The sequence below is a fragment of the Pseudomonas sp. genome, assembly GCF_035512415.1.
GTDB lineage: Bacteria > Pseudomonadota > Gammaproteobacteria > Pseudomonadales > Pseudomonadaceae > Aquipseudomonas.
The window spans coordinates 18,603-36,864 of sequence record NZ_DATKDZ010000002.1; the positions used below are offsets into that span (position 1 = coordinate 18,603).

General features: G+C 62.5%; 15 protein-coding genes. 6 read left to right on the top strand and 9 right to left on the bottom strand.

Annotated features, from left to right (window positions below):
• Positions 1-24 precede the first annotated feature (24 nt).
• The gene (locus VMP31_RS00110) at positions 25-1,515 is read left to right on the top strand and encodes a helicase HerA-like domain-containing protein (protein ID WP_325502841.1); all 1,491 of its coding nucleotides are present in this window, start codon (positions 25-27) and stop codon (positions 1,513-1,515) included.
• Between the two features lie 191 nt (positions 1,516-1,706).
• Here VMP31_RS00110 and VMP31_RS00115 read toward each other — a convergent pair whose 3' ends face one another.
• Positions 1,707-1,919 carry a hypothetical protein gene (locus VMP31_RS00115; protein ID WP_325502843.1) on the bottom strand — a complete coding sequence of 71 codons (213 nt, stop codon included), beginning with the start codon at positions 1,917-1,919 and terminating at the stop codon, positions 1,707-1,709.
• Between the two features lie 612 nt (positions 1,920-2,531).
• On the bottom strand, positions 2,532-3,413 hold the full coding sequence (locus tag VMP31_RS00120) for an aldose 1-epimerase (protein WP_325502845.1): 882 nt from the start codon (positions 3,411-3,413) through the stop codon (positions 2,532-2,534).
• A gap of 125 nt (positions 3,414-3,538) precedes the next feature.
• On the opposite strand from VMP31_RS00120, the gene VMP31_RS00125 reads away from it, so the two are divergent.
• A complete protein-coding gene (locus VMP31_RS00125; protein ID WP_325502847.1) occupies positions 3,539-4,294 on the top strand; it encodes a FadR/GntR family transcriptional regulator in 756 nt (251 codons plus the stop codon).
• Between the two features lie 63 nt (positions 4,295-4,357).
• Here the strand turns inward: VMP31_RS00125 and VMP31_RS00130 are convergent, their stop codons facing one another.
• The 7 genes from VMP31_RS00130 to VMP31_RS00165 all read right to left on the bottom strand — a co-directional run bounded on the left by VMP31_RS00130 (position 4,358) and on the right by VMP31_RS00165 (position 12,302).
• Positions 4,358-5,269, bottom strand: a complete 912-nt coding sequence (locus VMP31_RS00130) for a DMT family transporter (RefSeq protein ID WP_325502849.1) — start codon at positions 5,267-5,269, stop codon at positions 4,358-4,360.
• Positions 5,270-5,485: 216 nt separating this feature from the next.
• Complete coding sequence (locus tag VMP31_RS00135; protein ID WP_325502851.1) at positions 5,486-6,766, bottom strand: TRAP transporter large permease; 1,281 nt, start codon at positions 6,764-6,766, stop codon at positions 5,486-5,488.
• Positions 6,767-7,294, bottom strand: coding sequence for a TRAP transporter small permease (locus tag VMP31_RS00140; RefSeq protein ID WP_325502853.1), 528 nt, complete (start codon positions 7,292-7,294; stop codon positions 6,767-6,769). It lies immediately after the preceding gene.
• Between the two features lie 65 nt (positions 7,295-7,359).
• A complete protein-coding gene (locus VMP31_RS00145) occupies positions 7,360-8,331 on the bottom strand; it encodes a TRAP transporter substrate-binding protein (protein ID WP_325502855.1) in 972 nt (323 codons plus the stop codon).
• Positions 8,332-8,408: 77 nt separating this feature from the next.
• Positions 8,409-9,296 (bottom strand): SMP-30/gluconolactonase/LRE family protein, encoded by an 888-nt coding sequence (locus VMP31_RS00150; protein WP_325502857.1) that lies wholly within the window; start codon positions 9,294-9,296, stop codon positions 8,409-8,411.
• A 42-nt stretch (positions 9,297-9,338) separates the two neighbouring features.
• Complete coding sequence (locus VMP31_RS00155; RefSeq protein WP_325502859.1) at positions 9,339-10,166, bottom strand: NAD(P)-dependent oxidoreductase; 828 nt, start codon at positions 10,164-10,166, stop codon at positions 9,339-9,341.
• Between the two features lie 660 nt (positions 10,167-10,826).
• Positions 10,827-12,302 (bottom strand): efflux transporter outer membrane subunit, encoded by a 1,476-nt coding sequence (locus VMP31_RS00165; RefSeq protein ID WP_325502861.1) that lies wholly within the window; start codon positions 12,300-12,302, stop codon positions 10,827-10,829.
• 103 nt (positions 12,303-12,405) lie between these two features.
• On the opposite strand from VMP31_RS00165, the gene VMP31_RS00170 reads away from it, so the two are divergent.
• The 4 genes from VMP31_RS00170 to VMP31_RS00185 all read left to right on the top strand — a co-directional run bounded on the left by VMP31_RS00170 (position 12,406) and on the right by VMP31_RS00185 (position 18,195).
• Positions 12,406-13,023 carry a TetR/AcrR family transcriptional regulator gene (locus VMP31_RS00170; RefSeq protein WP_325502863.1) on the top strand — a complete coding sequence of 206 codons (618 nt, stop codon included), beginning with the start codon at positions 12,406-12,408 and terminating at the stop codon, positions 13,021-13,023.
• A 74-nt stretch (positions 13,024-13,097) separates the two neighbouring features.
• Complete coding sequence (locus VMP31_RS00175) at positions 13,098-14,243, top strand: efflux RND transporter periplasmic adaptor subunit (RefSeq protein WP_325502865.1); 1,146 nt, start codon at positions 13,098-13,100, stop codon at positions 14,241-14,243.
• Positions 14,240-17,326 carry an efflux RND transporter permease subunit gene (locus VMP31_RS00180; protein WP_325502867.1) on the top strand — a complete coding sequence of 1,029 codons (3,087 nt, stop codon included), beginning with the start codon at positions 14,240-14,242 and terminating at the stop codon, positions 17,324-17,326. The genes VMP31_RS00175 and VMP31_RS00180 overlap by 4 nt, the downstream gene beginning before the upstream one ends.
• Before the next feature lie 62 nt (positions 17,327-17,388).
• The gene (locus tag VMP31_RS00185; protein ID WP_325502869.1) at positions 17,389-18,195 is read left to right on the top strand and encodes an oxidoreductase; all 807 of its coding nucleotides are present in this window, start codon (positions 17,389-17,391) and stop codon (positions 18,193-18,195) included.
• The last annotated feature ends 67 nt before the right edge of the window (positions 18,196-18,262 follow it).

The window sequence follows — 18,262 nt, forward strand, 5'->3', positions numbered from 1 at the left end:
TTTAACCGAGAGGATGGCAATTATATGGCCGAGAACAATCAGTTTGTGCTGGGTGCGGGCGTCGATGGGCAACCGGTCAGCCAGTCGCTGCGCCTGGCCAATCGCCATGGCCTGATTGCCGGTGCCACCGGCACGGGCAAGACGGTGACCCTGCAACGGTTGATCGAGGGTTTCAGCGACGCCGGCGTGGCAGTATTTGCCGCGGATGTGAAGGGCGATCTGTGCGGCCTGGGTGCCGTCGGTACACCCCAGGGCAAGGTGGCCGAGCGGATAGCCAGCATGCCCTGGCTCGGGCATCAGCCGACGGCCTACCCGCTGAGCCTGTGGGATGTGCACGGCCAGAGCGGCCATCCGTTACGCACCACCCTGAGCGAAATGGGCCCCCTGCTGATCGGCGCATTACTGGAGCTGACCGACAGCCAGCAGGCGGCCCTCTATGCCGCGTTCAAGGTGGCCGACCGTGAAGGCTTGCTGCTGCTCGACCTGAAAGACCTCAAGGCCTTGCTGGCCCACCTGAAAAGCCACCCCGAGGTACTGGGCGAGGACAGCGCGCTGTTTACCTCCACCTCTTCCCAGGCCCTGCTGCGCAAGCTGGCCGGGTTGGAGCAGCAGGGGGCCGAAGCCCTGTTCGGCGAGCCTGCGTTGCAGCTGGAAGACCTCCTGCATCCGGATCGCGACGGCCGCGGGCGGATTCATCTGCTTGATGCCAGCCGCCTGGTACACGAAGCGCCCAAGGTGTACGCAACCTTCCTGTTGTGGCTGCTGGCCGAGCTGTTCGAGCAGCTGCCCGAGCGCGGCGATGCCGACAAACCGGTGCTGGCGCTGTTCTTCGATGAGGCTCATCTGCTGTTCGCCGACACCCCAAAAGCCCTGCAGGAACGCCTGGAACAGGTGGTGCGGCTGATCCGTTCGAAAGGTGTCGGGGTGTATTTCGTCACTCAGTCGCCTAGCGACTTGCCCGATGAGGTGCTGGCTCAGCTTGGCCTGCGCATCCAGCACGGCCTGCGCGCCTTTACCGCCAAGGAACAGAAGTCCCTACGCGCGGTAGCCGAGGGTTTCCGCCCCAATCCCGCGATCGATACGTTGGCAACCCTTACTGAACTGGGTATCGGCGAGGCCCTGGTTGGCACGCTGGAAGACAAGGGCACACCGGCCATGGTCCAACGGGTGGCCATTGCTCCGCCGCAGTCGCGTATTGGCCCGCTCAGCGAGAGCGAGCGGGTCGCGCTGATTCGCCAGTCGCCGCTGCTCGGGCGTTACGACAAACCCATCGACCGCGAATCCGCCTACGAGCTGCTTAGCGCCCGCGCCGAACAGGCCGCTCGGGAGAAGACCGCGCAGACCAAGCCGGCTGCTGCTGGCAAGACCGCCGGTCTCGGCAGCACCGCGGGCGACTTGCTCGGCGGCCTGGCTGGCCAGGTGCTGAAATCGACGATGCGCCAGGCCGCCAATCAGATCGGTCGACAGCTGGTGCGTGGCTTGCTGGGGTCGTTGCTTGGCGGCAAGGGGCGCTAACAGGCCGTTGAAAAGCTACCTACGTTGCCCCTTTTCTTGAAAAAAGAGGGGCGTTAAAAACAGTCTCAAAATGCTCATGTACTACTCGTACACTCCGCTTTTTCGCCTGTTTTTGCCTTGTCTCGGCGGCCTCGCCTACATTTTTCAACGGCCTGCTAAGTCCGGGACTGGGTCGCAGGCGTCGCCTGGGCTCAGTCGGGGGCCTGGGTGCTTTTGGCCTGCAGATCTTTCTCGATCTTCTCGATTTCTTTCTCGAAGGCCTGGTCAAGCAGGTTGGATTTCTTGCGCCAAGGCTTGCGCTCGGGGTCCGGCTGAGCGGCGTAGGTAATAACTTCCCCGCCGTATACGTCCTTGTAACGCTGCGCCTGGCGCTCGAGTTCGGCGCGCAGTTCGTCTTTCGTCACGTGTGTACCCATGGTTGTTTGAAGGTTATTGGTAACGATATAAACCCGTCGGGGGTATCGTCCAATGCGGTGAATCAGTTGGCTGTTGCGTAATAGGTTAGCGCTGCAACGCGTTAAACCAAGGCCTGTTGGAAATATGTTGGTCATGCAAAACAACTGTTTGGTGCAAGTGTCAGACGCTTCGAACAGGCGGCTTTTTATCAGCCGGGTAATTATGGCGAAGCCGAATTAAATGTCCAGCCCGCCTAACTTGGGGCCCCGCTCAATACGGGCGAGGTGCCCGACGGCCCGTATACGCCTAGCTGCCGACCGCGCAGTTCCTTTGGGCGCGGTTGGGCGCGGTGAAAATACCGTCGACCTCGCCGTCTTCCGCCAGCTGCAATGCTCTACACCATGTGTAGGACTTCGATACTGCAGTGGTAGTTCAAAACCCGACAGACCTGATTGACTACATCCGTAAATACGTCGCGGGCGTTATTGCCGCGCGACTATGAACAGCGTTATGCGCATCAGCACGGCTTGTTTCCTTGGCTGCCCTAAGTTCGTGCAGAGTTTCTTGCAGTAATAAGACTGGAAACCTCGTTAGGTTTTTGCCCGACATTACTAGCGCTGTTATCGGGGCGCTGCCAATACCTGGTAGTGCAAACTGAATGACAGCTGGCTGGATTGTCCCTGGCGCAATAGCCGCAGGCCTGGCTGGCCGGGCAGGTGATGGGCATTGACCGGGTGCGTGACGGGCTCGAAGCAGAAGAAGTCCTGCTCGGTCGGGGTGTAGAGAATAAAGTGATCGGTTCCCTGACTGCGGCACTGCAGGCGGTAGCCGGCATCGGCCTGGATGATTTCGCAGTAACCGTTCCAGCCGCTAAAGGCGTTGTCGATCTGCTCGGCGGGCAGCTTCCGGGGCTCGGCGAAGCCCCAGCCGGCCGGCAGCGCCGCAAGTGCTGTGGACAGACGACGCTGGTCGCACTGCCAGAATTGTTCTGCAGGTGCGCGCAGGCGGGTGTGTGCGGTGCGCGGAAAGTAGGGGTGCCAGCCGAGACCATGCCAGGCGGCGCGTTGGTCCAGATGGGTGACCTGAAGCTCGATGTCGAGCCGCCCGTCGTGCAGGCGAAAGCGCTGTACCGCGCGATAGGCAAAGGGCTGCTGGCTGTCCAGTTGCAGGACGATTTCCGTCGCGCTCTGTGCGCTCACCTGCCAGGGCTGTTGCCAGGCGCTGCCATGGATCGGCAAGGGATCGCTGGGGCTGTTGGCGGCCAGATCGAACCAGCCATCGGGGCCGGCAAAGCCACCGCCGGCGATGCGATTGGACCAGGGCACCAGCGGGTAGCAGGCCAGCCGCCGTGGCGTGGCGGCGTCGAGGGCCTGCTGATCGCTGTGGCGCAGCAGCGCCTGGCCTGTGGCTGCGACCGACCAGTTGACGATACTGCCGCCCAGTTCGGGGGCTAGGCTCAGGCGGGTGATGCCGTCATCGAGGTTGAGAAGTGTCGTTGTCATCGGGTTCTTGCCTTGAAAGTGGGGGCTGTCGTTGCCGCACACGGCCGATGCGTGACCGGGGGTGTCATCGTACAACTGCTGGGATATGATGGCAGCCTAGCCGTCAGCCGAGAAAGACCTCCGACATGGACACTCAGAACAGCCCACCGCGCGTGCGCAGAAAGCATCGCAGCCTGGCCCAGGAATTGGTGACCGAGCTGTCCCAGCGGATTCGCGACGGTGTGATCAAGCGCGGTGACAAGTTGCCGACCGAGTCGGCGATCATGGAAGAGCAGGGCGTTAGTCGCACCGTGGTGCGTGAGGCGCTGTCGCGCTTGCAGGCGGCTGGCCTGGTGGAAACCCGCCACGGCATCGGCACCTTCGTGCTGGACACGCCGAGCCCCAGCGGTTTTCGCATCGACCCGGCGACCATCGTCACCCTGCGTGATGTGCTGGCGATTCTCGAGTTGCGTATCAGCCTTGAGGTCGAGTCGGCGGGGCTGGCCGCGCAACGACGCAGCGCCGAGCAGCTGACGGCCATGCGTGAAGCCCTGGACGTCCTGAGCCAGAGCGTCACCCACTCTGGCGATGCGGTGGCGTCGGACTTCCAGTTCCACCTGCTGATCGCCGAGGCCACCGGCAATCGCTACTTCACCGACATCATGAGCCACCTGGGCACCAGCATCATTCCGCGCACCCGCCTGAATTCGGCGCGCATTGCCCAGGACGACCAGGAGCATTACATGGCGCGCCTGAGCCGCGAGCACGAGCAGATCTTCGAGGCCATCGCCCGCCAGGATTCCGATGCGGCCCGCGCCGCCATGCGCCTGCACCTGACCAACAGCCGCGAGCGCCTGCGTCAGGCCCATGAAGCGGCGGAAGCGCAGGCCCTGCACGGTTGATGATTGATAGCTCAAGGCATCCTGCTGGGCTTTAGCGGCCATCGCGATTAAGTCCGCCAGGCCCTAGGCCTGGCGCTTATAGGCCAGCAGCACAATACCGCTGACCACCAGCACCCCGCCGAAAATCTGCAGGCCATTGAGCAACTGCCCGAGAATCAGCCAGCCGAACAGCAGGCCGGCCACCGGCTCGATATTCATCACCGGAGCATTGCGCGCGATATCCAGGCGGGTGACCAGGATAAACAGCGCGGAAAACGCCACCCCATACAGCAGCACCAGGCAGCCTAGGGCGATCCAGCCGGCCGTGGCGCTGGGCAGATCCATCCCGCCCGGCAGCAGGCCGCCGGCCCCGGCCAGGGCTGATGCGGCGAACACCACCAGCATGGTCAGCATGCTACGCACCGCGCCCGGCATGCCGCTAAGCCGGTGTTCGGTGATCCACAGCGCGCAGGCAAACGCCGCCGCGCCGGTCAGGCCGAACAACACCCCTTCGATCCAGCGTTGATCGATCTCGGCCGGGCCGGACAGCTGCTGCGGCAGGTCGAGCACAAACACCAGCCCCAGCAGAATCAGCCCCATCAACCAGGCCGCGCGGCGGGTCGGCCGCGGCCCGCCCAGGGCCCAGGTCAGCAGCGCCAGCAGAATGGGCGCGAGGTTGACCACCAGCAACGCCAATGCCACCGGAATCCGCGCCACCGCCGAGTAGATGCAGAAACTCTGCACCGCGATCAACAGGCCCAACATCAGTTGCCAGCCCCAGGTCTGGCGGCGCATTTTCAGCGATTCGCCGCGCCACAGTACTAGGGCGGCGAGCGCCAGCATGGTCACGCCAGAACGACAGAGCATCGCCAGCAGCAGGCCGGTGTCATGATCGAAGGCAATCCGCGCGGCAATATGGTTGCCGGCGAAAGAGCAGGCCAGGGTGGCCAGGATCAGTGCGGCGATATGCCGGGGGAAGGGTGTGGCGGCTGGCATGGCGGAGGTTATGTCCTTACAAAGCAAAGAGCCGCCAGATCGGCGGCTCCAGGTGATCGTGACGCATTCATAAGCCTGGAACCTGTTCACGATCTAGCGAGCTAGAGCCCTGCAAGGCAAAAACAGGCGAGGAAGCGGAGTGTACTTTTGTACATGAGCATTCCGAGCCTGTTTTTAACGCCGCAGGGCCGACGCGCAGCAGATTGTGAGCTGGTTCTACAGCACTACGCTCGGCAACCACAACGAAATAGCCGGAATATAGGTCACCGCCAGCAGCACCATAAACAGCGCCGCATAGAACGGCAGCAGCGCCTTGATGGTGTTCTCGATGGTCACCTTGCCGATGGCCGCGCCGACAAACAGTACTGCGCCCACCGGCGGGGTGATTAGGCCGATGCCCAGGTTGACCAGCATGATCATGCCGAAGTGCACCGGGTCGACACCAATATCCACCACTACCGGCAGCAGGATCGGCGTAAGGATCAGGATCAGCGGTGCCATGTCCATCAGCGTGCCCAGGACCAGCAGCATAAAGTTGATGCACATCAGAATCACGTAGCGGTTATCCGACAGGGTCAGAAACAGCGCGGTGATCTTCGACGGAATCTGCATCAGGGTCATGATGTAGCCGAAGCTGGCGGCGAAGGCGATCAGGATCATCACGATCGACAGCGTACGCACGGTGCGGTGCAGCAGCTTGGGCAGCTCATGCCACTTGTAGTCGCGGTAGATAAACATGGTCACGAAGAATGCCCAGACCACGGCGATGGAAGCCGACTCGGTAGCGGTAAAAATACCGGAAAGAATGCCCCCCAGAATGATTACCATGGTGAACAGGCCCCACAACGCATCCACGCAGATTTTCAGCGCCTGCTTGAGCGGAATGACCTCGCCCTTGGGGTAATTGCGTTTGCGCGCAAAGTACAAGCACATGCCCATCATCACCGCACTGAGCAACAGGCCTGGGCCGATGCCGGCGATAAACAGCGAGGCAATCGACACCGTGCCGCCGGCCGCCAGCGAGTACAGCACCGAGTTGTGGCTGGGCGGGGTTAGCAGCGCTTGTACCGAGCCGCTGACGGTGACCGCGGTGGAGTATTCACGCGGGTAGCCCTTCTTTTCCATTTCCGGAATCAGCACCGAGCCGACCGAGGCGGTGTCTGCCAGGGATGAGCCGGAGATCGCGCCGAAGAAGGTCGAGGCCAGAATGTTGACCAGCGACAGACCGCCGCGGACGAATCCCACCAGCACGTTGGCGAAGTTCACCAGACGCCGCGACATGCCGCCTTCGGCCATGATCGCGCCAGCGAGAACGAAGAACGGAATGGCCAACAGGGAGAATTTGCTCACGCCGCCGCTGATCTGAATCATGATCGCGTGGAACGGAATATCGATGTACCAGGCACCGAGTAAGGCCGACATGCCCAGGGAGTAGGCCACGGGTACGCGCAGCAGAATCAGTACGAGAAAGCTGCCAAGCAGGATTAGCGCATCCATTTACAAGGCCTCCTTGCTGTCTTCAAGCAGCTCGAAGTTGACCACGCGGCGGTGGCTCTGGTCGCCGAAGAACAGCCGTTCAAGAACGAAGATCAGGGTAATAAAACCGCCAATCGGAATGGGGGAGTAGCTGATGCCCACGCGCAGTGTGGGTAGCGTACTCATAAACTGGTTCCAGGTGGCCGCGCACAGCTTGATGCCCCAGATGGTCATAAACAGGGCGATGGCCGCCATCAGCAGCTGCACCAGCAGGTTGATGCTGGGTTGCCACGCGGGTGAGAGGCGGTCGGTAAAGGTGGTCACGGCCATGTGTGCACCGGCCCTATAGCTGGCGGCGGCACCGATAAAGGTGAACAGCACCATCAGCATGATCGCAATGGGCTCCGGCCAGCCGGCACCACTGCCCAGGACGTAACGGGCGAAAATGCCCCATGGAATGATCAGCGCCATCACGACGATGGCGGTGCCTGCGACCCAGATGCAGGCCTGGTAAATCACGTCGTTGATGCGTAACAGCAAGTTTTTCATGAGACTTCACCACGCGCGTGGCGACGGCCTAGGCCGCCACCACGGGGTTCTTCAGAGATAGCGAGTTACTGGACTGCTTCGATACGCTTGATCAGGTCAGCGTAGGGCGCGCCGTATTTCGCACGAATCGGCGCGGTGGCGTCGAAGAAGGGCTTCTTGTCGACTTCGATAAATTCGACGCCGGCTTCTTTGAGCTTGGCTTCGCTGCTGGCGGACTTTTCATCCCACAGCGTGCGCTCTTCGAACTGCGCTTCCTTGGCGTACTTCTTGACGATCTCTTGCTGCTCTGGGGTGAGCTTGTTCCAGCTGGCCTTGGACATCACCAGTGGCTCCGGCAGGATCAGGTGGCCAGTCAGGCTGTAGTACTTGGCCGTGCGGTAGTGGTTGTGCTCAAGCATGGTCGGCGGATTGTTTTCCGCACCGTCGACAACGCCGGTCTGCAAGGCGCTGAAGATTTCGCCGGTGTCCATGGCCACACCATTAGCGCCCATGGCGTTGAAGGTTTCGATAAACAGCGGGTTGCCCATCACGCGGATCTTCATGCCCTTGAGGTCTTCAAGGTTGCGTACCGGCTTCTTGGAGTAGATGTTGCGGGTGCCGCCATCCATCCACGCCAGGCCGACCATGTTGAATTCGGAGTTGGTGATCTTGTCGAGGATTTCCTGGCCGATCTCACCGTCGATGATCGCGCGCATGTGCGCCGTGTCGCGGAAGATAAATGGCATGTTGAATACGTTGACGTCCGGTACCACCGGGCCAACGGTACCCAGGCTGACGCGGGTCATTTGCACGGCACCGATCTGCACCTGTTCGACCACTTCCTTTTCCGAGCCGAGCACGCCGCCGGCGAACATCTTGAAGCTCAGCTCACCATTGGTGGCCGCTTCGATCTTCTTGCCCATGGCTTCCTGGGCGACAACGGTCGGGTAACCGGCCGGATGAATCTCGGCCATCTTCATGGTGGTGGCTTGCGCCAGGCCTGACAGGCAGAAGGCAAAGGGCAGGGCGGCGACAAGCAACTTGCGTTTGAAGGTCATGGTGAAGCTCCAGTCTTGTTGTTGTTGGGAGTGCAGCGTTGCGAAAACCGAGCGCGCGACCAATCGCGAGTCACCGCTCAGTTGTTGAAGCAGGTTTCCTCCAGGCCCTTGGCACCGGGTTGCAGGGCGAACACACCGCCGGCCAATGGCTGGTCGCTGAGGTCGCCGGCCGGGCGGATAGAGGTGACAAACAGGGTGTCCAGGTTGCGACCGCCAAAGGCGCACATGGTTGGCTTCTTCACTGGCACGGCGAGGGAGCGATCCAGGCGGCCATCGGGGCTGAAACGGTGGATCAGCCCGGCATCGTTGGCGCAGATCCAGTAGCCGCCTTCGCTGTCCACCGCCGCGCCATCGGGGCGGCCGGGGTGCTGGCGCATGTCGACGAACAGCCGGCGGTTATGCGGCGTGCCGCTGTCGATGTCGTAATCGAAGGCCCAGATGGCCTGCACCGACGGGTGCGAGTCGGACAGGTACATCGTCCGCCCGTCCGGGCTGAAGGCCAGGCCGTTGGGCACAATAAGGTCGCTGATTTGCGCGGCAAGCGGCTCGCTTTGCCCGCCGTTGTAGCGGTACATGGCACCGACCGGCGCGGCGGCGCTCATATCGAGCAACATGCTGCCGACCCAGAAGCGGCCCTGGCGGTCGCAGCGGCCATCGTTAAAACGCATAGCCGGGCTGGCGTGCGCCACGGCGCTGAGTGGGCGGCTGTGCAGGCTGCCGTCCGCGCCGGGCTGCAGGTGAAACAGGCCGCTCTGCATCCCCGCGATCCAGCCGCCGTCACGGCAGCGCGCAATACAGGCGAGCATTTGCGAAGCCGTCCATTGCTGGGTGCGATTATCCGCGGGGCTCCAGCGGTACAGCTGGCCCGCCGGGATATCGACCCAGTACAGGGCCTGTTCCTCGGTGCTCCACACCGGGCTTTCGCCGGTGGCATTGCGTGCGTCGACAATCAGTTCGGCTTGCATGGCAGCTGGTTTCCCGTGGTGGTTCTGCAGCGCAGGGGCGTTTCAGGCGTCGCCGAATGGGCCGGCGGCAACGAAGGCACCGCCCTGGTAGACCATCGCCGGATCATCGGCGGCGGGCATGGGCTGGGCGTCGATCTGGCTGCGGAACTGCTCCGAGCTGTCCTTGGGCTGGTAGCCCAAGTGCGTGGCCAGGTGGTTGTCCCACCAGACGTTGTGGTTATCCGACATGCCATACACCACGGTGTGGCCGACGTTGGGGGTGTACAGCGCGCGTTCGAGCAGCTGAGTCAGGTCGCTGTAGCTCAGCCAGGTGCTCATCATTCGGCGGTTGTGCGGCTCGGGGAAGGAGGAGCCGATGCGGATGCTCACCGTCTCGATGCCGTAGCGATCGAAGTAGAAGCTGGCCATGTCCTCGCCGTAGGACTTGGACAGGCCGTAGTAGCTGTCCGGCCGGCGCGGCGCGTTGGCGTCGATAAATTCGTTCTGCTTGTAGAAGCCGATGACATGGTTGGAGCTGGCGAAGATCACCCGCTTGACGCCATGCCGGCGCGCCGCCTCATAGATGTGGAACACGCCGCAGATATTGGCCCCGAGAATTTCCTCGAACGAGCGCTCGACTGACACCCCGCCGAAGTGCAGGATCGCGTCTACGCCCTCGACCAGCTGGTGCACCGCGGCCTTGTCGGCCAGGTCGCAGACCTGAACTTCTTCATAGGTGCCTGCGGCGGGAGCCATCTCGGCGATATCGGAGACCCGCAGGATAGTAGCGTAAGGCCGCAGGCTTTCCCGCAGCACCTTGCCCAGACCGCCAGCGGCACCGGTGAGCAGCAGACGATTGAAGGGAGCTGGGGCGTTGGCTGTTGTGGTCATGGCGGGGCTCTGCTTTGTTGTTATTGAGTATGTCATCTGTTGTCGTATGACTTGCGCCGATTATCATCAGGCCAGTGGGCAGATGTCAACGCGCAAGAGGGGCCAGTTCCGGCTATCCGTCTGCTCGATGCCGGGATTTGTCCGGCGCTAAACCCCTAGTGTCGTGTGGTTTTATTTTGGCGTAAGGCCTCTATAACGCCATCTACAGAGCTGTTTGGCAAGCGCTAGGAACGTTCTCTTTAGGCTAAGAACGGTTGCCCGGTAAGCCTGAGGGTTGTCACTGTCGACTAAAGTTGTATGACAACGTATCTCGTATGTGCCAAGCGAAGACGCTGGCTAAGGTGCGGGGGCTTTCGAGGGGCATGGCATGGGCAGAAAATCTCCCGACTGCGCGGTGCTGCCGCGCCAACTCTTGCAGGCGGCCGCACCGGTGAGGTGGTGGTGTGTCGCTCCGATACTCTGGCCCAGTGCGCGCTGGCCGAGTCCGCCAGTCGCGGCCTGCGGGTGCCAAAGGCTTTCCCAGCGCGTTAGACCAGCACGGGCATCCAACCGATATCAGCAGCAAGAACGCCAGCACCTGGTTCAGGCGCTTGAGCGCCTGGGGCGAGCGCAAAACCCGGGCACTCCCCAAACCGAGTAGTGCGTTATGGCGAGCACTGTTTAGAAGATTTGTGCAGTTCTGACCACCTGCTGTGCTGGCTCAGGGGCTTGCCAACCGCCACCGAGGGCCTTGAAGGCGGCGACTGCTGCGCGGGCTGATTCCGTCTGCGCCTGCGCGCGCGTATCGCTGGCTCGCAGCAAGGTTTCATCGGCATTCAAGACTTCGATCAGGCTGACAGCGCCTTTCTGATAGGCCATAAACGAAGCGTCACGTGCTTGGCCGAGCGAGTCGACGCCCCTGGCAAGTAGCGTCGCCTGCTGCTCGCGGTTGACCAGGGCCGAGAAGGCGTTTTCCACATCTTCGGTGGCACGCAGCACGGCCAGTCGATAGCTCGCTAGCATCTCGGCCTCCCGGCCCTTGGCCAGGTCGATCTGTGCGTTGATGCGGGCGAAATCGAACAGGCGCCAGCGCAGACCCAGCACGCCGGCGGCCTGGCTGGCTGCGTTACTGAACAGGTTGCCGCTGGACACCGAGGTCGCGCTGCCAATCAGTCCACTCAGGGAGAGCTTGGGGTAGTACTCGGCGATGGCGACGCCGATGCGTGCGTTGGAAGCGGCCAGTTGGCGTTCGGCCGCAATCAAATCGGGGCGGCGTCTGAGCAGCTCACCCGGCGATCCCGTGGCCGCAATCTGCGGCGCAGCCGGTATGGCGGTGGCCTCAGCCAGTTCCGTCCGATGCGTGCCGGGCGGCGAGCCCAGCATCACATCCAGTGCGTTCATGGTCGCAGCCAGGGCCGTATCGAGAACGGGGACGGATGCCTGAACCTGGGCGAGTGCCCCTTCAGCCTGATGAACCTGGAGTTCGGCAGCCAACCCCTTGCTATAAAGAAGATTGACCCTCGCCAGTAGCTCTTGCTGGGTCTGGACCTGCTTGTGTGCAATGTCGAGACGGGCTTGCAGCCCGCGGATGCTGATGTAAATGTCTGCGGTCTGCGCCGCCACAGCCAATCGTGTTGCGCTCGCCCCTGCGTCCGTCGCCTGGTACTCGGCCAACGCCGCTTCGCGTCCCCGGCGCAGGCCTCCGAACAGGTCCAGTTCCCAGCTCGCGCCAAGATTGGCTTCATAGGCGTTGCCGTAGCGGTCGAAATCGGCTGTCGAGTTCAGCACTTGTCCCAGCGGCGTTTCAACCGACTGGTAGGCCCTGGCCGCTTGACCGCTGAGGTTGCCAGAGGGCAACAAGGCGGCATTCGCCGCCCCCAGTCCCGCACGCGCCTGAGCGACGCGGGCGGCCGCCTGTGCCAGGTCGAGGTTCTGCTCCAGCGCCAGGGTTACGAAGCGAGTCAATTGCGGGTCGTCGAACCCTGTCCACCAGGCGATAAGGTCTGCATTGGCAGCGGCATGCCGTTGCTCGACTGCCGTTTGCCCCAGGTATTGCTCCGGCAGGGGCGTGTCGGGTCGAATGTAGTCGGGGCCGACGGCGCAGCCTGCCGAGAGGCTGGCGCTGATAAGCAGGGCTAGGATGCGCTTGGATGGCATGGGCGTTTTCTTCCTGGGCGGAGTGGGAATTCAACAGATAGTGACCATAATACATTTCGGTCACTTGTTGTCCATATCCCGACTGCTCTGTAGGCTATGCCCCATGAACAAGACACCCTCTCCCAAAGTTACAGCTCGTGGTCCGGTGGATCATGAGGTGCGCGACCAGATCGTGACCGCGGCTACCGAGCACTTCAGCCGCTATGGCTACGAAAAGACCACGGTCTCCGATCTGGCCAAGGCCATCGGCTTTTCCAAGGCCTATATCTATAAGTTCTTCGAGTCCAAACAGGCCATCGGCGAGGCGATCTGCGCCAATTGCCTGCGCCAGATCGAGACCGAGGTCAGGGCCGCCGTCGATGAGGCCGAGCGTCCACCGGAGAAGCTGCGGCGGATGTTCAAGGCGCTGGTCGAGTCGAGCCTGCGCCTGTTCTTTCAGGACCGTAAGCTCTTCGAAATCGCCGCTTCGGCAGCGACCGAAAACTGGCAGGCGGCGCGCGCCTATGACGGGCGAATCCAGGAACTGCTTCAGGATATCGTGCAGCAAGGCCGGCAAAGCGGAGACTTTGAACGCAAGACGCCCCTCGATGAAGCCGTGATGGCGATCCATCTGGTCATGCGCCCCTACCTCAACCCGCTGCTCTTGCAGCACGGCCTCGATTACACCGACGAGGCACCGCTCCTGCTGTCCAGTCTGATACTGCGCAGTTTGTCGCCATAGTAATAGTGACTATTGACTAATTTAGTCACTAGAATCAAAGTGTGAGTCCCGACCATTTCGCATATGGGACTCTCATGCACCGGCGCCGCTTCGTTTTACCTACCCTTATCTGCGTATTGCCGTTTGCGCTGGTCGCGTGCGGCGAGAAAGCGCAAACCGATCCACGTACCGAAGCGCCGCTGGTGCGGGCTGCTGTCGTGCAAGCCGCACTCCCTGCATCACGTTCCTTCAGCGGCACCGTAGCGGCGCGCGTGCAGAGTGACCTGGGCTTTCGCGTCGCCGGCAAGGTGCTGGAGCGGCTTGTGGATACGGGGCAGACCGTCAAGCGCGGTCAGCCACTGATGCGTATCGACCCCGTCGACCTGAAGCTTGCCGCCCATGCGCAGCGCGAAGCGGTCGCCGCTGCGCGAGCGCGGGCGCAGCAAGCGGGCGATGATGAAGCCCGCTACCGCGATCTACGCGGAACCGGCTCGATATCGGCGTCGGCCTATGATCAGTTCAAGGCGGCGGCGAATGCTGCCAGCGCCCAGCTCCGTGCGGCCCAGGCCCAGGCGGAAGTGGCCCTTAATGCGACCCGTTATGCCGAGTTGCTGGCGGATGCCGATGGCATTGTGATGGACACGCTGGTCGAGCCCGGCCAGGTCGTCACTGCCGGCCAAGTCGTGGTGCGCTTGGCGCATGCCGGCCCCCGTGAAGCGCTTATCCAGTTGCCGGAAACCCTGCGCCCGGCGGTCGGTTCCGCCGCGCAGGCCACGCTCTTTGGTAATGGAGCCGATACCGTCCCGGCCAAGCTACGGCAGCTCTCGGATGTCGCGGATAGCCAGACCCGCACCTTTGAGGCGCGCTATGTGCTGGAAGGGGAGTTGGCCAATGCGCCCTTGGGCACCACGGTCACCCTGCAGATCCCGGACGGGCATGTCCCCGACGGGCATGTCCCAAACGGGCACTCCTCCGCGCAGGGCCTCTTGCAGGTGCCGATTGGCGCGTTGTACGACGCGGGCAAGGGCCCCGGCGTGTGGGTTATCCAGGGCGAGCCGGCGCAGGTTCACTGGCAGCCGGTGGTGGTTCAGCTCCTCGATGATGAACACGCACGCATCAGCGCTCAGTTCACGCAAGGCGAGCGGATCGTTGCGCTCGGCGTGCACCTGCTGCGCGAAGGCCAGCAGGTGCGGCTGACCGGTGAAGCCGCAGTCGCGGTGGTCGAGGGAGCCCGGCCATGAGCGAAGGCCGTTTCAACCTGTCGGCGCTCGCCGTACGCGAACGCTCCATCACCCTGTTCCTGGTCTGCCTGATCTCGCTTGCCGGGGTTATCGCGTTCCTCAAGTTGGGGCGGGCGGAAGACCCCGCGTTCACTGTCAAGGTGATGACCATCGTCACCGTCTGGCCCGGTGCTACCGCGCAGGAAATGCAGGACCAGGTCGCCGAGAAGATCGAAAAGCGTCTGCAGGAGCTGCGCTGGTACGACCGCAGCGAAACCTATACCAGACCCGGCCTGGCCTTCACGACCTTGAGCCTGCTCGACACCACCCCGCCTGCGCAGGTGCCGGAGCAGTTCTATCAGGCGCGCAAGAAGGTCAGTGACGAGGCGAAGGAGCTGCCGGCCGGCGTGATCGGGCCGATGGTCAACGACGAATATTCGGATGTCACCTTTGCCCTGTTCGCGCTCAAGGCCAAGGGCGAGCCGCAGCGTTTGCTGGTGCGCGACGCGGAGAGGCTACGGCAGCGGCTGCTGCATGTGCCGGGCGTGAAGAGGGTCAATATCGTCGGCGAGCAGCCCGAGCGGATCTTTGTCGAACTCTCCCATGAACGCCTGGCGACGCTGGGCATCGGCCCGCAGGAAGTGTTCGCCGCGCTCAATGGGCAGAATGTCCTGACTCCGGCGGGCTCGGTAGAAACCCAAGGCCCGCAGGTGTTTATTCGCCTGGACGGCGCCTTCGATGAATTGCAGAAAATCCGCGACACCCCGGTTGTGGCCCAGGGCCGCACGCTGAAGCTGTCGGACATCGCCACCGTCAAGCGCGGCTATGAAGACCCGGCGACGTTTCTGATCCGCAACGGCGGCGAGCCTGCTCTGCTGCTGGGCATCATCATGCGCGATGGCTGGAACGGCCTCGACCTGGGCCAAGCGCTGGACAGCGAGGTGGCGGCGATCAACGCCGAGCTGCCGCTGGGCATGAGCCTGAGCAAGGTCACCGATCAGGCCGTCAATATCGCCTCGTCGGTTGACGAGTTTATGGTCAAGTTCTTCGTCGCGCTGCTGGTGGTCATGCTGGTGAGCTTTATCAGCATGGGCTGGCGCGTGGGCATTGTGGTCGCAGCGGCCGTGCCGCTGACCCTGGCGATGGTGTTCGTGGTGATGGCCGCGACCGGCAAGAACTTCGACCGCATCACCCTGGGTTCGCTGATTCTGGCCCTGGGTTTGCTGGTGGACGACGCCATCATCGCCATTGAAATGATGGTGGTGAAGATGGAGGAGGGTTACAGCCGCATCAAAGCCTCCGCCTATGCCTGGAGCCACACCGCCGCGCCGATGTTGTCGGGCACCCTGGTCACGGCCGTGGGCTTTATGCCCAATGGTTTCGCCCGCTCCACTGCGGGGGAATACACCAGCAATATGTTCTGGATCGTCGGCGTTGCCTTGATCGCCTCCTGGCTGGTCGCCGTCGTGTTCACGCCCTACTTGGGTGTCAAGCTGCTGCCTGATTTCAAGAAGGTCGAAGGTGGTCACGACGCCCTCTACGACACGCCGCGCTACAACCGTTTGCGTCGGTTGCTGGCGCGGGTCATCGGCCACAAGTGGCTGGTTGCCGGCACGGTGGTGGGTCTGTTCGTGGTGGCCATACTCGGCATGGGCTTGGTCAAGAAGCAGTTCTTTCCGATCTCCGACCGCCCCGAAGTACTGGTTGAGGTGCAGATGCCCTACGGCACCTCTATCGCCCAAACCAGCGCCGCCACGGCCAAGGTGGAAGCCTGGCTGGCCGAGCAGGAAGAGGCGCGGATCGTCACCGCTTACGTCGGCCAGGGCGCGCCACGCTTCTATATGGCCATGGGGCCGGAACTGCCTGATCCGTCATTCGCCAAGATCGTGGTGCGTACCGACAACCAGGACGAGCGCGAGGCGTTGAAACATCGGCTGCGTCAGGCGATTGCCGAAGGCCTGGCCTCCGAAGCACGCGTGCGTGTTACCCAGCTGGTGTTCGGCCCCTATTCGCCATTCCCGGTTGCCTACCGAGTCGCAGGGCCGGACCCGGACAAGCTGCGTGAAATTGCCGCCGAGGTGCAGCTGGTCTTAGATGCCAGCCCGATGATGCGCACGGTCAACACCGACTGGGGCACGCGCACGCCAACGCTGCACTTCACCCTGCAGCAGGACCGCTTGCAAGCGGTGGGGCTGAGCTCCAGTGCTGTGGCGCAGCAACTGCAGTTCCTGCTCAGCGGCGTACCCGTCACCGCCGTGCGTGAGGACATTCGCACGGTGCAGGTGATGGCCCGTTCGGCCGGGGACACGCGCTTCGATCCGGCCAGGATCATGGACTTCACCCTGGCGGGTGCCAACGGCCAGCGCATCCCGCTGTCGCAGGTCGGCGAGATCGATGTGCGCATGGAGGAGCCGATCATGCGCCGGCGCGACCGCGTGCCGACCATCACCGTGCGCGGCGACATCGCCGAAGGCCTGCAGCCGCCGGACGTATCGACGGCCATCACCCAGCAGCTGCAACCGATCATGGACAAACTGCCGAGTGGCTATCGCATCGAGCAGGCGGGCTCCATCGAGGAGTCAGGCAAGGCGATGGTGGCGATGTTGCCGCTGTTCCCGATCATGCTGGCAATCACCCTGATCATCCTCATTCTGCAGGTGCGCTCGATCTCGGCGATGGTCATGGTCTTTCTCACCAGTCCGCTGGGGCTGATCGGTGTAGTGCCCACGCTGATTCTTTTTCAGCAGCCATTCGGCATCAATGCGCTGGTCGGCTTGATTGCGCTATCCGGCATCCTGATGCGCAACACGCTGATTCTGATCGGGCAGATCCATCACAACGAGCAGGCCGGGCTGGAGCCGTTTCGCGCGGTGGTCGAGGCGACCGTGCAGCGCGCCCGACCGGTAATCCTCACCGCACTGGCGGCGATCCTGGCCTTTATCCCGCTGACTCATTCGGTGTTCTGGGGAACGCTCGCCTACACCCTGATCGGCGGCACCCTGGCGGGAACCGTGTTGACCCTGGTGTTCCTGCCGGCCATGTACTCCATCTGGTTCCGGATTAAACCCGACAGCAGCCGCTCCCTGGAGGCGCAGCCCGCATAAACAGGCACCCGCGGCGGGCTGACCCTGGCGCATTTATTTCATCTAAATCGAGAGAAACTGCTATGTCGAATTCGAAAGTTGTCCTGGTTACCGGCGTGTCATCGGGCATCGGCCGTGCCGCCGCGGAGCAATTTGCCAAACGGGGTTGCCGGGTATTCGGCAGTGTACGCAGCATTGCCAAAGCCAGCCCATTGGCCGGTGTCGAGTTGATCGAGATGGATGTTCGCGAGGAGGCCTCCGTTCGCCTTGGCATCCAGTCCGTCATCGACCAGGCCAAGCGCATCGACGTGCTCGTCAATAACGCAGGCACGACCCTGATCTGCGCAGTGGAGGAAACCGCGGCCATCGAGGCTGTAACGCTGTTCGATACCAATGTCTTCAGTATTCTGCGCACGGTCCAGGCGGTACTCCCGCATATGCGAGCGCAGCGTAGTGGAAGGATCGTCAATGTCAGTTCGGTGCTCGGCTTTCTTCCAGCGCCGTACATGGGGCTTTATTCGGCCTCCAAGCATGCCGTGGAGGGGTTGTCTGAAACCCTGGATCACGAGGTACGCCAGTTCGGCATCCGCGTCACCCTGGTCGCACCGTCTTTTACCAAGACCAACCTGGACATCAATGCGCCTCAGGCAGGTACAACCATCGCCGCCTATGACCACGAGCGCGGTCTCTCAGCAAACGCCGTAGTCAACAGTGTCCAAAGCGCCCCTGAGCCCGCGAGCGTGGCCACCACCACTGTCGATGCGGCGCTGGGCAAGTGGAGTATGCGTCGCACCCCCGCAGGCCAGGCGTCATTGCTGAGCAAGTTGCGCCGCTTTATGCCGGCTGGCCCCGTCGATGCGAGTTTGCGCAAAACCTTCGGGCTTGGCTGAACCCCCTTTGGATTCCAACCCATAAGCATTTTCCTAGGAATGAGATATGGCGACGAATAGAGAGAAC

Excerpts from the sequence above, each read along its gene's own strand:
- VMP31_RS00110 (WP_325502841.1), top strand. The coding sequence starts at position 25 with ATGGCCGAGAACAATCAGTTTGTGCTGGGTGCGGGCGTCGATGGGCAA.
- VMP31_RS00120 (WP_325502845.1), bottom strand. The coding sequence starts at position 3,413 with ATGACAACGACACTTCTCAACCTCGATGACGGCATCACCCGCCTGAGC.
- VMP31_RS00125 (WP_325502847.1), top strand. The coding sequence starts at position 3,539 with ATGGACACTCAGAACAGCCCACCGCGCGTGCGCAGAAAGCATCGCAGC.
- VMP31_RS00130 (WP_325502849.1), bottom strand. The coding sequence starts at position 5,269 with ATGCCAGCCGCCACACCCTTCCCCCGGCATATCGCCGCACTGATCCTG.
- VMP31_RS00135 (WP_325502851.1), bottom strand. The coding sequence starts at position 6,766 with ATGGATGCGCTAATCCTGCTTGGCAGCTTTCTCGTACTGATTCTGCTG.
- VMP31_RS00140 (WP_325502853.1), bottom strand. The coding sequence starts at position 7,294 with ATGAAAAACTTGCTGTTACGCATCAACGACGTGATTTACCAGGCCTGC.
- VMP31_RS00145 (WP_325502855.1), bottom strand. The coding sequence starts at position 8,331 with ATGACCTTCAAACGCAAGTTGCTTGTCGCCGCCCTGCCCTTTGCCTTC.
- VMP31_RS00150 (WP_325502857.1), bottom strand. The coding sequence starts at position 9,296 with ATGCAAGCCGAACTGATTGTCGACGCACGCAATGCCACCGGCGAAAGC.
- VMP31_RS00155 (WP_325502859.1), bottom strand. The coding sequence starts at position 10,166 with ATGACCACAACAGCCAACGCCCCAGCTCCCTTCAATCGTCTGCTGCTC.
- VMP31_RS00165 (WP_325502861.1), bottom strand. The coding sequence starts at position 12,302 with ATGCCATCCAAGCGCATCCTAGCCCTGCTTATCAGCGCCAGCCTCTCG.
- VMP31_RS00170 (WP_325502863.1), top strand. The coding sequence starts at position 12,406 with ATGAACAAGACACCCTCTCCCAAAGTTACAGCTCGTGGTCCGGTGGAT.
- VMP31_RS00175 (WP_325502865.1), top strand. The coding sequence starts at position 13,098 with ATGCACCGGCGCCGCTTCGTTTTACCTACCCTTATCTGCGTATTGCCG.
- VMP31_RS00180 (WP_325502867.1), top strand. The coding sequence starts at position 14,240 with ATGAGCGAAGGCCGTTTCAACCTGTCGGCGCTCGCCGTACGCGAACGC.
- VMP31_RS00185 (WP_325502869.1), top strand. The coding sequence starts at position 17,389 with ATGTCGAATTCGAAAGTTGTCCTGGTTACCGGCGTGTCATCGGGCATC.